The sequence below is a fragment of the Amphibacillus xylanus NBRC 15112 genome (genome assembly GCF_000307165.1).
GTDB lineage: Bacteria > Bacillota > Bacilli > Bacillales > Amphibacillaceae > Amphibacillus > Amphibacillus xylanus.
This window is the reverse complement of the sequence record NC_018704.1, coordinates 18,019-32,045: the sequence shown is the minus strand read 5'-3', so window position 1 is coordinate 32,045 and position 14,027 is coordinate 18,019. Positions and strand designations below refer to the sequence as shown.

Below are 14,027 nucleotides of genomic sequence, written 5' to 3'. Positions count from 1 at the left end.
ATTTTTTTATGTGTGTTATCAACTTACGTTGATGATATATACTAACATCTATTTTAGATGTAGGTATTAAAGTAAATTAACCGCGACGCTGTCTTGCGTCTGTTGCTCTCTTCAATGCTTCACCGACATTTCGGACACTAAGCATTAATAAGAAAATTAAGATCGCAGCTGGTAACCAAATCCACCAACGGTACTCTAATGTTTGTGGGTTTCTTGCATAGCTGAGTAATGTACCTAAACTTGGTGTTGATTCAGGGAAACCAAAGCCTAAGAAAGATAGACCTGATTCTAAACCAATGTTTGCTGCTAAGTTCAATGTCATTGAAACAATAATAATTGAACTAAGGTTAGGTAACACTTGACTAAACATAATCTTCCATTGTGGTGTACCTAACGTTTTTGATGCTTGCGCGTAATCTAACTCGCGCTCTTGTAATGCCTTTGAACGAATTAAACGGGCAATACCCATCCATAAAAAGGCGGTCATAATTAATGAAAAAGCTAATGTACTATAGCTTGGTACAATTGCAACAAATACGATAACGATCATCAAGAACGGTAAAATTTGAAAGAAATCTAAAATACGCATCATAACGTTATCAACATTTCCACCAAAGTAACCAGCAATTAAGCCATATGTTACACCGATAACCCCTGTTAAGAAGGTTACGACAAATCCGATCCATAATGAGTTTCGTGTACCGATGATTAACTGACCGAAAACGTCACGTCCACCGTAGTCTGTTCCTAACCAGAATTCACTACTTGGTGGTTCGTGAATCGCAAATAGGTCAACTTTTACAATTTCATTTAAATCTAATAATCCAGAGATTACAAACACAATGATAGTAATCCCAACAAAGAATATTAGAGAAAATAGCGCTAATTTATCACGCACAATTTCTCGCCAAAGAATGTTTAAACCACTTTGGCTGCGGTGTGCCTTTTTTTGTTTCTTAATATCTAAATTTACTGCCTCTACTTTTGACTCTTCCACTCCACTCACTCCTTTCTCGATTACTTAATTCGAATTCTCGGGTCAACTAAACTTAGGATAATATCAGAAAGTAGCGCTCCTAAGATAGAAGCAATTCCGAATAATAACACGACCGACGTTACGACACTATAGTCTCTCTGAATGATTGACTCCATAAATAGAAGGCCCATTCCAGGATAACTATAAATGGTTTCAATAAACACGGTCCCACCAATTAACCCTGTAATCTCAAATCCGAAAAATGCAGCAATCGGCAATAGTGAGTTTCTCAGCACGTGACGGTTATAGACACGTGATTCTGAAGCACCTTTAGCACGAGCAGTTAAGATAAAATCTTTTTGTTTCGTATCAATAATTTCATTACGTAAATATTGAACGGTACTTACCGTTGTAATCAATGCCATTGATAAAGATGGTAACATTAAGTGATGCGCTCGACTCAACACGTATTCAAATGTACCTGGTGTTAAACCTGCTTGCACACTTGATCCCGTTGGGAACCAACCTAAGTTGAAACCAAAAATCCATAAAGCAACAAGGGCAAAGATAAATAATGGTGTTGCAAAACCAACATACGTATAACCTGTAATCAACTGATCACGTAACGTATCATTGTAACGACCACTTGTAATACCAAGTGGAATGGCAATTAAATACGTAAACACTAACGTTGTTAGTGATAACCAAACCGTATTGTTTAAACGTTGACCGATTAACTCAGTAACATCCATTTTAAATCGGAACGATTGACCTAGGTCACCTTGTAACGCATTTGAAATCCAATTTCCGTATTGAATGTACCAAGGATCATTTAAACCAAGACGTTCTCTCTGTTCTGCAATTGTTGCAGGGTCAAGGTTTGGATCAATTAAACCTGTTAATGCATCACCTGGCATGAGTTGTGCCATTAAAAAGATCAGCACACTTAGTAAAAGAATTTGCGGTAATGTTGTGATTAAACGTCTAATAATAAATTTCCACATCTGTCATTCACCCTCTTCCTGGCAAAGCAACAAGATGAGTGTCTGAGAGTTGACGCAATGGATAAGCTAAGCCACTTTCATCAAAATATTTATCATAATCTTGTTCATATTCTCTTTGAACAGCTTTTCTAAATTCCTTTTGCTTTGCTCGATTATTTGGATTAATATCAGGAATGGCTGCAACTAAGCGCTTCGTATAAATATGTTGTGGATTAGAGAAGATATCTTCTGTATCCCCTTCTTCTACAAAACGACCTTTATACATAATGCCAATCCGGTCACTCATATGTTTAACAATACCTAAATCATGACTAATAAATAAGTACGTTAAATTCAGTTCTTTCTGAATATCTTGCATAAAGTTAAGCACCTGTGCTTGAACTGATACGTCAAGTGCAGATACAGGCTCATCAGCAATAATCAGTTTTGGCTTTAAAGCAATTGCACGAGCAATCCCTATACGTTGGCGTTGTCCACCTGAGAATTGGTGAGGGTACTTATAAATACTCTCTTCAGATAAACCTACCTTTTCTAATAAACTGATAACCTCAAAAACTTCTTCTCTCTTCGTCATCTTTTCATAGTTTCTAAGAGGTTCAGCAACAATATCAAGGACACGTTTTTTCGGGTTAAGTGATGAATATGGGTCTTGGAAGATCATTTGAATATCTCGTCTGAAATCCAACTTCCTATTTTCTTTAGCATATAAATCATTACCCTCAAAAATGACTTGACCGGATGTAATATCATTTAAACCAATGATAGCTCGACCTGTCGTTGTTTTACCTGAACCTGATTCACCAACAAGACCATAAGTCGTTCCTTGTTCTATTTGAAATGATACCCCATCGACTGCACGAACTACATCAATCTTACGATTCAAGATTCCTCCCCTAATTGGGAAATGAACTTTTAAATCTTTTATATCAAGAAAGGTCATTTCTTTTCGACCTCCTCTTTATCTGGAAAATAAAAATGTTGATAACATAAGCAGCGGACAAAATGGCCTGGCTCAATTTCATGAAGTTCTGGATGTTCTTCATGCACTGAATCATCAATCCAAGGAATCCGATCTTTAAAGCGACAACCTACCCGTGGTAAGTGAGCTAGTGATGGTACAACACCTTGGATAACATGAAGTTTATCCTGCTTCTCCATTGACGTAGAATTTGGCACAGAATTTAATAATGAACGTGTATATGGATGTTTTGGATTTTCAAACAATGTTTTTACATCGGTAATTTCAACAATTTCCCCTGCATACATTACCGCTACACGGTCTGCCATCTCCGCCACAACCCCGAGGTCATGAGTAATTAAAATAATACCTGCATCCATTTTTTCCTTTAGGTCTCGAATCAAATCGAGAATTTGCGCTTGAATTGTTACGTCAAGAGCAGTAGTTGGTTCGTCTGCAATTAGTAGTTCTGGATCATTTGCAATCGCAATTGCGATCATCACACGTTGGCGCATTCCACCTGATAATTCATGTGGATATTGATCAATCACATAATTTGGTCGAGGAATACCAACTTGATCTAGCAATTCAATTACTCGATCTTGAACGTCCTTTTTCGTTAATTTGCGGTCGTGTAAAAAGAGTGCCTCACCGATCTGTTGCCCTACTGTCATTAATGGGTTTAATGCAGTTAAAGGGTCTTGGAAAATCATTGCCATATCCTTACCTCTCACCTCATTTAGACGAGATGGTGACATGTCAATTACATTTTCACCTTTAAATAAGATTTCCCCTTCAGTTTTCGCGCGATTATGCAGGCGCATGATTGAGAAAGCTAACGCACTTTTCCCTGACCCAGATTCTCCCACAATGGCTAAGACCTCATTCTTTTTAACACTTAATGAGACATTGTCAACTGCCGCATAATAATCATCACGAATTCGAAAGGAGGTATACAACTGATTTATTTCTAATAATTTATTATCCAACGTTATCCCCCTATGCATCCGTTTGTAAATTTAAATAAATCTAAATAAAACAATTATTCTGATAATTTAATATATACTAACTTCTTGATTTACTCCTTCATGATTTCGAGACTGAAGAAAGTAGGTTAAAAACATTATAGTTAATAAGTTATAAAAAAGCAATAACTAATCTAATTATTTTATCAATCTCTTCTAAATTTTTTGACTAATTGCAATTTTTAAAACCGTAAGACTATATTAATGGGTTTTTTATTTTTTTGCAACGTTTCTTTTCCTACATATATAATATCCTTAGATATTTGGGTGTTTACTTAAGCTTTTTAAAGTAATTTAATCATTTATTAAAACTTTATGAACATTTTCTATGTAACGGATAATTTTAAAAAATATTTATCTACTAATCTACATTTATCCAATTAGAAAAAATTGGCCTAGAGAATTTATGGTCCCTAGGCCAATTTGTAATTATTCAGCATTATAAGATAAACAAAAACAATGAACCTATGGCAATAATACCTGGTAAACCACAAAAACCGACAGTGATTGAGGTAAATATATTAATCGGTATATGTAATCCAAAGTTATTGCCTATTAGATTTAAGAAAAATATTACTAATGCCCCAATTACAAGTCTAGTGAGTGCTGACGGTATCCACTTTAGTGATTTCGCATTAAATAATATGAATAGAATAGTTATTATCAATACTATTGTTAGTAGTGTCTTCATAAACCTCCACTCCTTTACCCTAAATATATGTTTAGCGAAAAAAAAAAGAACGTTCAACTTATTGAACATTCTTTGAAATTACTTATTCGCATTTAAATGATAATATTTAGCTTCTCTTAATAAATAGAAATACTTTATTTCAGCAACTCTCAAATCAACTCGACCTACATCAGACGGGTCAACACTTTGATCTAAAATAGATTTTAGCTGTTTCCACTCTTTTTGGAGCTGAAAAATTTGTGTTAAGAGCTTCTCTTTTTCTTTTTTCCAACTTTTCTTACCAAACATGAGTTTTCACATCCTTTTTTACAGTTCGCGTCTTCCTTCTAATGCTTTAGAGAGAGTCACTTCATCAGCGTATTCTAGATCGCCACCCATTGGTAGCCCATGAGCAATTCGAGTTGTTTTAATTCCTGACGGCTTAACGAGTCGAGAAATGTACATTGCTGTTGCTTCTCCCTCTACATTAGGATTAGTTGCTAAAATCAACTCTGTAACACGCTCATCCTTTAGTCGATCTAACAAGCTCGGTACATTAATGTCCTCTGGGCCAATACCATCAATAGGTGAAATCGCACCATTTAAAATATGATATAGACCATTATATTCACGCATTTTCTCCATTGCAATCACATCTTTAGGATCTTGAACAACACAAATTACAGATTGATCTCGTGATTGATCCTGACAGATGAAGCATGGATCTTGATCAGTAATATTACCACAGATATGACAGTGTGTAAGTTCACGTTTAGCACTTACTAACGCTTTAGCAAAATCTAATACATCTTCTTCTTTCATATTTAGTACAAAAAAGGCCAGTCGAACCGCCGTTTTTGGTCCTATACCTGGCAATTTTGTAAAGCTATCAATTAGCTTTGAAATCGGTTCTGGATAGTACAAGACATTAACCTCCTAGAACAAGCCTCCAGGTAAATTCATGCCTTGAGTAAATTTACCCATTTTCTCATTTGTTGTATCTTCTATTTTTGTTAATACTTCATTAGTTGCTGCAATAATTAAATCTTGTAGCATCTCGATATCATCTGGATCAACAACTTCTTCACTGATTTCAATATCAAGAATTTCCTTTTTACCATTTGCAACTACTTTAACCATACCACCACCAGAAGAAGCTTCAAAAGTCATTTCTAGTAGTTCTTCCTGTGCCTTCATCATATCTCTTTGCATTTTTTGCATTTGCTTCATCATTTTATTCATATTACCCATATTTCCACGCATTGTGATTTCCTCCTAATATAAAAAATTATTATTCATGTATTTCTAATAAATCATCACCAACAAGCTTTCTTGCTTGAGCAACAATTGGGTCTTCCACAGTTTGATTTGAAGAGACTTCTTGAGATTGCTGGCGCTGTTTTTCAACATATTCTTGGCGCAATTCAACCCAACTTTGTTCTGGTATTGGGATAAATGTTGTCACTTTACCAAGTATCTCTAGTAGTAGTGATTCAATCAGTTGTTGATGATCTAAAGCTAATGAACAGTGAATATCGTATCTAAATGCTATTACCAATCTATCCGCTGAGGCAGCACTTGGTTTTGCATCTTGTAAAACCGCATGTGCTGGAGCGCTCTGCTGTTTTAACATATTCATAAAAGTAGGCCATTTTTGTTGAACGTCTGTTAAATATTGCTTTTCTGCATGAGCTAACACATCTCTTATTCGTTCATACGGAATTTTATACTTATTTTTTGTCACTCCAGGACTTCTACGATTACTTGGAGCACTTGCCTTCACAGGTTCAGAAGCTTTATGATAATTTTGTTTTACTGATTGCAATTCTTTTTCTAGTTTATCAAGCTTTTCTGTTAACTGCAAAAGTTGTTTATCATCAAGTACCGAGCTTTTTGATTCTGCTTGTTGATCTGCAATTTTTAAAACTGTAATCTCAATAAATACTTTCGGCGTATTCGTCCATTTCATTTCTTGTTGACATTGATTCAATTCGGTAATTGAATTTTGAATCCAATTACTAGTGAGCTTCTGCTGTAATTCTTTGAATGCCTGATCTACAATTGCTCGTTCGAGTAAATCTTCAGAATCCGTTGTGTCCTGATAAATTAATAGGTCTCTTAAAAAATAGATCAGGTCATATACAAGCCTTCCAGGATCTTTTCCTTCTTGAATAAATAAATCAACTAATTTTAATGCAGTTTTTGCATCTTGATGATATAGTGCGTCAATTAATTCAATTAAATTACTTTGAGAAACTGAGCCTGTAATAGCCAACACATCTTCTAACTCAACCACATCTTGACTATATGAAATAGCTTGATCAAGTAAGCTTAATGCATCACGCATACCACCTTCTGCTGCAAGCGCAATCGCATGAAAGGCTTCATCTGTTACACTAATCTTTTCTTCGTTCATAATTTGCTTCATTCGTTCAACTAAAAATGAATGACCAATTCTTTTAAAATCAAATCGCTGACATCTCGAAATAATCGTTAGTGGGATTTTGTGTGGTTCAGTAGTTGCTAAGATAAAAATAACATGTTGAGGTGGCTCTTCCAATGTTTTTAATAATGCATTAAAGGCACCAATAGATAACATATGCACTTCATCAATAATATACACCTTGTAATCGACGACGCTCGGTGCATACTTTACTTTATCACGAATATCACGAATCTGTTCTACACCATTGTTAGATGCCGCATCAATTTCAATAACATCTGAGATAGTCCCATCTTGAATACCAATACATGCATCACATTTCCCACATGGCTCTTTAACAGGAGCTGATTGACAGTTAACTGCTTTAGCAAAAATCTTCGCTGCACTTGTTTTCCCTGTCCCTCTTGGACCAGAAAATAAATATGCATGTGAAAACTTATTTTGGTAAATTGCGTTTTGCAAAGTACGCGTAATATGTACTTGTCCTACTACATCATTAAATGTTTGTGGTCGCCATACTCGATAAAGTGCTTGATAGCTCATTTTAACTTTGTCCTCCCAACATGGAATTCCTTTCTATTATAACTGAATTTGCAGCTAAATGGGAACGATAACAAATCATTCTTTATCTTCATTTAAAAAATAAAAAACTCTTACCTATCTAGGCAAGAGCATTTGTTTATTATATAGACGCCGTGCACCTATCGTCGATCACATAACCCTAAGCGTTACTTAAGTTCTTGGCTCAATTCAGGCTTCCCTACGGCACACATGAAAGACCGCTTACTGCTGCTTTCTTCCGAACCTGACAGGGTTCACGGGTTCACGTTGCGCAGGACCCAAACTTCAACACCAGTCCGTTAAGGCAGACCTTATTGCTCTGCACCTCAGATAGGAATTCAGTCTCGCTATAGCGGATTGCGAGTACAGGGCACCGCTACCTCCCCACCTAGCACGGCAAGTTTGATAACATGTTTAAAGCGCTTATTAGCGCACTTACTAGTATAGTCTGTTTTTAGGAAAAAATCAAATCTTTATAGCTGTTATTTTTTTCCTTTCCGACTTGCTCGGAGCCTTCTAAAAAAGTCTGTTAAAAGTGCTGAGCATTCTTCTTCTCTCACGCCTCCGACTAAATCCACTTGATGGTTAAATCGTTGATCTTCAAATATATTAATGATAGAACCTGCACAACCTGCTTTAGGATCATAAGCACCAAAAACAACCCGCGGAATTCTGGCTTGCAAAATCGCTCCTGCACACATTTGGCAAGGCTCTAACGTTACATATAACGTACAGCCTTCTAAGCGCCAGCTATTAAATAATTTATTACCTTCTTCTATTAAATACATTTCCGCATGTGATGCTGTTGTTTGACGTGTTTCCCGTAAGTTATATGCACGTGCTACAACTTTATTTTCATAAACAAGTACAGCACCAATCGGAACTTCCCCTAATTGCTCTGCTTTTAATGCTTCTTTAATTGCGAGATCCATATATTCTTCATCTGTCATTTTAAGTACTCCTTAATTCAATCTCTCATGACTTAAGTGTATCAATATTATATGTAAAAATGAACTAAATTTCATGTCACTTGCCTAATGTAAATTGCATATGATAACACGAAAGTAAAGTTAGGAGGATGAGTTGTGCAAATTTATACTGTAAAACCAGGGGATTCTATTTATAAACTAGCAAATAATTTTGGAATATCTGCTTCTGATATCGAGCAAGCTAATGAGTTGGAGACCCCTGAATCTCTTGTAGTCGGGCAAACCATTGTCATTCCTATTGTTGGACAATTCTACTATGTTCAGCCTGGAGATAGTCTATACACAATTGCCCAAAGATTCAATTTAACAATTGATGAATTAGCTCGAATTAACGCGCTTAATCCCAATCTTCCACTACCGGTCAATTTAAGACTTTATCTTCCGGAAGAACCCAAAACAACAATTGAAGCAAATGCATATGTTGAACCTATGGGTGATACAGTTTCACCGGCATTAATTAATGCCGCTGAAAAATATGCTGATCAACTGACTTATTTAGCACCATTTAGTTATCAAGTTAATCGAGATGGCAGTTTGCGAGCACCATTATTGAATAACTTTGCTCAAATTGCAAAAAACAATCAAGCATCACTCATGCTAGCTGTAACAAACTTAGAAGACGGTGCATTTAGCCAGGAACTCGGGAGTTTAATCGTTAATGATCACAACATACAAAATCGACTATTTGATCAAATTATAGCAACAGCAAAGGAAGTTGGTTTCCGTGATGTTCACTTTGATTTTGAATTTCTTCCAGCTACTGATCGAGAAGCTTATAATCAATTCCTACGTCGTGCTAAGACCCGTCTAAATCAAGAAAATTTATTAATGTCAACGGCATTAGCACCAAAAACGAGCGCAACCCAACAAGGTCAGTGGTATGAAGCACATGATTATAGAGCACATGGTGAAATTGCTGATTTTGTCGTGTTAATGACTTATGAGTGGGGTTATAGTGGTGGCCCTCCAATGGCTGTCTCGCCAATCGACCAAGTTAGACGTGTAGTTGATTATGCTTTAACTGAAATGCCCGCAAATAAAATAATGCTAGGTCAAAATTTATATGGCTATGATTGGACATTACCATACGTACCTGGAGGGGAGTATGCACGTGCAGTAAGTCCACAACAAGCCATTCAACTAGCTCGTGAAAACAACCAAGCCATTTCATATGATTCAACTGCACAAGCACCTTACTTTAGGTACATTGATGCAAATAATAAACAACATGAGGTATGGTTCGAAGATGCTCGCTCAATCCAAGCTAAATTCGATTTAATTAAAGAAAAAGGATTACGTGGTATTAGCTATTGGAAACTAGGTTTAGCCTTCCCGCAAAATTGGTTACTCTTAGACGATCAGTTTACAATTAAAAAGTACTAAGATCACCCCACTTCTAGTTTGAAGTGGGGTAAACTATTATCCGAATAAATACATCAATATTCAATTTTACAGCAATATAACTCGATATTTTAGTATAAAAACCATTGGAACCACTCAAACTAATGTCGTAAATGAGGTGGTTTCTATGCTAAGAAATAAAAAGACACATAACACAATAAGTGAAGACTTATCTGTAAATATTGATAAAATAAAAAATCATTTTAGTTATCAAGTGAATAATGATTTTGCTATTAGAATGATAGAAGCAAAATATAATCAAAAAACAATTGCTCTCTGTTATTACGCCTCTCTTGTTAATAGTGATAAAATTGAACGCTCAATTATTCAGCCTCTACTTGAACAGGACGGTAAAACAATTATTAATATTGTAACAGCTGAATCTATCGAAGTTATCACTAATCACGATGAGATTAGTCAAAATGTGACGAGCGGAAAAGTCATCCTTTTTATTGATGGTTCAAAACAGGCGTATACAGTTGATGTTTCTGACTTTCAACATCGTAGTATTGGTCAATCTGAAAATGAAAGTGTCATCCGTGGGCCAAAGGAGGCTTTCACTGAATCAATTCATGTTAATATTTCCCTAATTCGAAAACGAATACGAAATGAAAATCTCGTTATAGAAGTACAACATGTAGGCGAGCGTTCAAAGCAAGATGTTCAACTCATGTATATTAAAGATTTGGTTAATGAAGATTTATTAGCTGATATTCGCTCACGTATTAATGATATTAAAGTAGACACTGTTCAAAACATTGAATTATTAGAACAGTATATTGAAGAACGCCCTCTTTCTCTTTTCCCTACAATTTTATATACCGAAAGACCAGACAATGCTTGTTCGTATATTAATCGTGGTCACGTCATTATCTTAATGGAGAGCTCGGCAGCATGTTTAATTGTTCCAATCACATTCTGGGATTTCTTTCACAATATCGAAGACCGTTATTCGCGTTTTCTCTTTAGTAACTTTGCTAGATTAATTCGATTTATTTCTCTTTTTATTACTACTATGGTGTCAGCCAGTTATATTGCATTAGCAAATTTCCATAGTGAATTGATTCCAGTTGATTTATTATTAGCGATTGCTTCAGCAAGAGATAAAGTACCATTACCTTTGTTTTTAGAAGTTTTAATTATGGAGCTGGCATTTGAATTGATTCGAGAAGCAGGAGTGCGAATCCCTAATCCTTTAGGGCCTACAATTGGTATTGTAGGAGCTTTAATACTGGGACAAGCTGCAGTAGAGGCAAATATTATAAGTCCGATTATTGTCATTATCTCCGCATTATCTGGGTTAACATCATTTGCAATTAGTGATCCTAGTTTTAACTTTACCGTTAGAATGACCCGTTTTGTGCTTATCTTTGCTGCAATCATTCATGGCGTATACAGCCTAGTACTAGCACTGACCATATTATTAATGTACGCTGCTTCCATAAAATCATTTGGTGTCCCATACTTCGCACCATTAGCACCAAGCTATCAATCAAATGCGGACACATATTTTAGAAAACCACTAAGAGATGAAAAGTGGAGACCACACTACCTATTACCAAAAGATTTAAAAAAGGGAAGTCACAATAAGAAGGAGTGAAAATATAATTGAAAGTAAATAGCAAACTCTCTTCATTTGAGGTGTTTTGTCTAACCAATATCTTAATCTCCATGGTTATTACTGATACGACACCTTCTTTAATTGCACAACAAACTAAAAATGCCTTTTGGTATGTACCACTCATATCATTTATTAGTATGTTACCGCCTATCATCATTCTGTTATATCTCATGCATCGCTATGAGGCAGAGCATCTCGTTGATCTATTTGAAGAATTGTTAGGTGGATTTTTCGGGAAAATATTAGGAGTTATGTTATTTCTTTTAGCCTTCTTTATTATTGCATTTGAAAAGAGGAGCTACGTGGGACAAATTAAAATACTTTACTTTGAGCAGTCTCCAATTGTCGTGATATTCGCTTTATTAACAATTGTAAGTATTTATGGATCAATAAAAGGAATTAAGGTTATCGGCTACACAGCAAAATTATTTTTACCTTTTTTCTTAGTATCAATAGCGATATTAATAATTTTAATTTACCCATCAATTGTACCAGATCAAATTTTTCCTATTTTCGGTACAGGTATGTCCCAAGTCTTTCGTGAAGGATTTCTAAAAAGCTCACTATTTTCTAGTTTTATTCTACTTCTAATGATGTTACCAGCTGTTCGAAAACCTAAAGATTTCTATAAAGGAGGTATAATTGGTCTTATCATATCAGTCATTCAAATAATATTTGTATTTTTTATTTACACAAGCTTTTTTGATTATAATTCTATTGAAACAACCCCATTCCCATTTCACGAAATTACGCAATATGTTAGGATTGGTGATTTTTTCACCAATATTGAAACATTTTTCTTGTTCTTTTGGTTATTAGCGTTATTTATACGCGTTATATTATTACTTTATTTAATTTCCTGGTTATTTGGTGCTGTTTTTAATATTACACAATTTGAATTGCTTATCTTACCTATTGGTTTTTTACTCATGATCATTGGTTTATTACCATCAAATGCAACGATTGTCGAGTCTCTTTATCATGATGAATATTACGACTTATTAACTATTTTCATGTGGGCTTTTCCTTTTTTATTATTATTCTCTCACTTCTTTAAAGATAAAAAGGGGGGCTCAAAATGAGAAGTCTCACATTACTTAGTCAATTATTTTTAGTTATTTTACTAGTTGGTTGCGAAGACATAATTGAATTAGAAAAACAATCATATGTCATTGCGATTGGAATTGATCAAACGGAACAAGAAGGAATATACCAATTTACATTTCAAATTGCTAATCCTATCTCCTCTGATCCTGCTGAAGGAAGTGGTCAGACACCGGATCAAGTCGTCTCAATTCCTAGCACAGATATTATTACCGCAACTGATATTGCAAATGACTTCTTAACAAAAAAGGTTAATTTAGATCATACATTAGTTATTGTTGTCTCAGAACAACTTGCTAGGGCCGGTGATTTTATTCGCGTTATTCAACCTGCCACAAGAACAGCCAAAATCCAGCGTAATATCCAAATTATCGTTTCAAGAGAGAATGCCGAGCAATTTTTAAGGAGTATTGATCATGGACTTGAATCAAAACCAAATCGGTACTTCCAGTTTATGATCTCCCGAGTTCAGGAAACTGGTGTGACAGCTTTTGCTGATTTTCATCGTTTTTTCCAGGTTACTGAAGGGAAGGATAGATTATTCTTAGCAATGTACGGGACAACAATTCAAGAACAAGAAGACCTTAAGAAAAAATCAATTGAAAAAATTGCTGGAGAAATTGTTCAAACTGGGGGAAACCCAGCACAATTTATTGGTTCAGCTGTTTTTAAGAATGGTAAGATGATTGATGTTTTAACTGGAGAAGAAACGAGAATAGTTAATATTTTAAATAAAACAACTAAGATGGATGATTTAATTGCAGCAATTGCTGATCCAATAGAGCCAAATTACTCAATCTCTGGGAGTTTTGTTAAAAAGAAAGATCCTAAGGTTTCAGTATACTATGATGCAAATACTAATCATGCAAAATTTGATATCCTTGTTCCTTTTGACTTTGAAGTTCTCGCTGTACCTAGTATGGTGAATTATTCATCAAATGGTGAGTTAGAGTTGATATTATTAAAAGCATTAGAAAATTATTTCACTACAACTAGTCATAAATTTATTGAGAAAACACAAAAAGAATATAAAGGTGATCCATTTTATCTATCACTATATATTAGAAGATTATTCAAAGACATACCTAGCTATGAAAAGGCAGATTGGCAAGGCGAAATTTATCCAAACGCTGAGATTAATGTCCGTTTTAAAATAGAGAGGCTTGAGTTTGGAAAATCAATTTATGATACTAATCTTAATGAATTGAGTGATTAATATGGTTTCCTTTTTATTTATCATCGCAACGATCTATTTAACCTATTATTGTATACATC

Annotated in this window: 14 protein-coding genes and 1 other RNA gene; 4 read left to right on the top strand and 11 right to left on the bottom strand. The window is 35.0% G+C overall.

Annotation, left to right across the window (positions count from 1 at the left end):
• Positions 1 to 76: 76 nt before the first annotated feature.
• The 11 genes from AXY_RS00140 to tadA all read right to left on the bottom strand — a co-directional run bounded on the left by AXY_RS00140 (position 77) and on the right by tadA (position 8,587).
• On the bottom strand, positions 77 to 997 hold the full coding sequence (locus tag AXY_RS00140) for an ABC transporter permease (protein ID WP_015008766.1): 921 nt from the start codon (positions 995 to 997) through the stop codon (positions 77 to 79).
• Between the two features lie 20 nt (positions 998 to 1,017).
• Positions 1,018 to 1,980 (bottom strand): oligopeptide ABC transporter permease, encoded by a 963-nt coding sequence (gene opp4B / locus AXY_RS00135; RefSeq protein WP_015008765.1) that lies wholly within the window; start codon positions 1,978 to 1,980, stop codon positions 1,018 to 1,020.
• A gap of 7 nt (positions 1,981 to 1,987) precedes the next feature.
• The gene (locus AXY_RS00130; protein WP_015008764.1) at positions 1,988 to 2,920 is read right to left on the bottom strand and encodes an ABC transporter ATP-binding protein; all 933 of its coding nucleotides are present in this window, start codon (positions 2,918 to 2,920) and stop codon (positions 1,988 to 1,990) included.
• Positions 2,917 to 3,927, bottom strand: coding sequence for an ABC transporter ATP-binding protein (locus tag AXY_RS00125; RefSeq protein ID WP_015008763.1), 1,011 nt, complete (start codon positions 3,925 to 3,927; stop codon positions 2,917 to 2,919). The genes AXY_RS00130 and AXY_RS00125 overlap by 4 nt, the downstream gene beginning before the upstream one ends.
• A 475-nt stretch (positions 3,928 to 4,402) precedes the next feature.
• Positions 4,403 to 4,654 (bottom strand): pro-sigmaK processing inhibitor BofA family protein, encoded by a 252-nt coding sequence (locus AXY_RS13150; protein WP_015008762.1) that lies wholly within the window; start codon positions 4,652 to 4,654, stop codon positions 4,403 to 4,405.
• Positions 4,655 to 4,732: 78 nt separating this feature from the next.
• Positions 4,733 to 4,942: a YaaL family protein gene (locus AXY_RS00115; protein ID WP_015008761.1), complete on the bottom strand. Its 210-nt coding sequence runs from the start codon at positions 4,940 to 4,942 to the stop codon at positions 4,733 to 4,735.
• Between the two features lie 18 nt (positions 4,943 to 4,960).
• Positions 4,961 to 5,557, bottom strand: coding sequence for a recombination mediator RecR (recR, locus tag AXY_RS00110; protein WP_015008760.1), 597 nt, complete (start codon positions 5,555 to 5,557; stop codon positions 4,961 to 4,963).
• Between the two features lie 12 nt (positions 5,558 to 5,569).
• Entirely contained in the window at positions 5,570 to 5,896 is a 327-nt protein-coding gene (locus tag AXY_RS00105; RefSeq protein WP_015008759.1) for a YbaB/EbfC family nucleoid-associated protein, read from the bottom strand.
• 28 nt (positions 5,897 to 5,924) lie between these two features.
• Positions 5,925 to 7,619: a DNA polymerase III subunit gamma/tau gene (dnaX, locus tag AXY_RS00100; protein WP_015008758.1), complete on the bottom strand. Its 1,695-nt coding sequence runs from the start codon at positions 7,617 to 7,619 to the stop codon at positions 5,925 to 5,927.
• 150 nt (positions 7,620 to 7,769) lie between these two features.
• An RNA gene (ffs, locus tag AXY_RS12375) (signal recognition particle sRNA large type) lies at positions 7,770 to 8,034 on the bottom strand.
• A gap of 85 nt (positions 8,035 to 8,119) precedes the next feature.
• Positions 8,120 to 8,587 (bottom strand): tRNA adenosine(34) deaminase TadA, encoded by a 468-nt coding sequence (gene tadA / locus AXY_RS00095; RefSeq protein ID WP_015008757.1) that lies wholly within the window; start codon positions 8,585 to 8,587, stop codon positions 8,120 to 8,122.
• 135 nt (positions 8,588 to 8,722) lie between these two features.
• Between tadA and AXY_RS00090 the strand changes: the two genes are divergently transcribed.
• From AXY_RS00090 to AXY_RS00075, 4 genes are all read left to right on the top strand, one after another.
• Positions 8,723 to 10,009, top strand: coding sequence for a glycoside hydrolase family 18 protein (locus AXY_RS00090; RefSeq protein WP_015008756.1), 1,287 nt, complete (start codon positions 8,723 to 8,725; stop codon positions 10,007 to 10,009).
• A 145-nt stretch (positions 10,010 to 10,154) separates the two neighbouring features.
• Entirely contained in the window at positions 10,155 to 11,627 is a 1,473-nt protein-coding gene (locus AXY_RS00085) for a spore germination protein (protein WP_015008755.1), read from the top strand.
• An 8-nt stretch (positions 11,628 to 11,635) separates the two neighbouring features.
• Positions 11,636 to 12,730, top strand: coding sequence for a GerAB/ArcD/ProY family transporter (locus AXY_RS00080; RefSeq protein ID WP_015008754.1), 1,095 nt, complete (start codon positions 11,636 to 11,638; stop codon positions 12,728 to 12,730).
• Positions 12,727 to 13,968 (top strand): Ger(x)C family spore germination protein, encoded by a 1,242-nt coding sequence (locus AXY_RS00075; RefSeq protein ID WP_015008753.1) that lies wholly within the window; start codon positions 12,727 to 12,729, stop codon positions 13,966 to 13,968. The genes AXY_RS00080 and AXY_RS00075 overlap by 4 nt, the downstream gene beginning before the upstream one ends.
• The last annotated feature ends 59 nt before the right edge of the window (positions 13,969 to 14,027 follow it).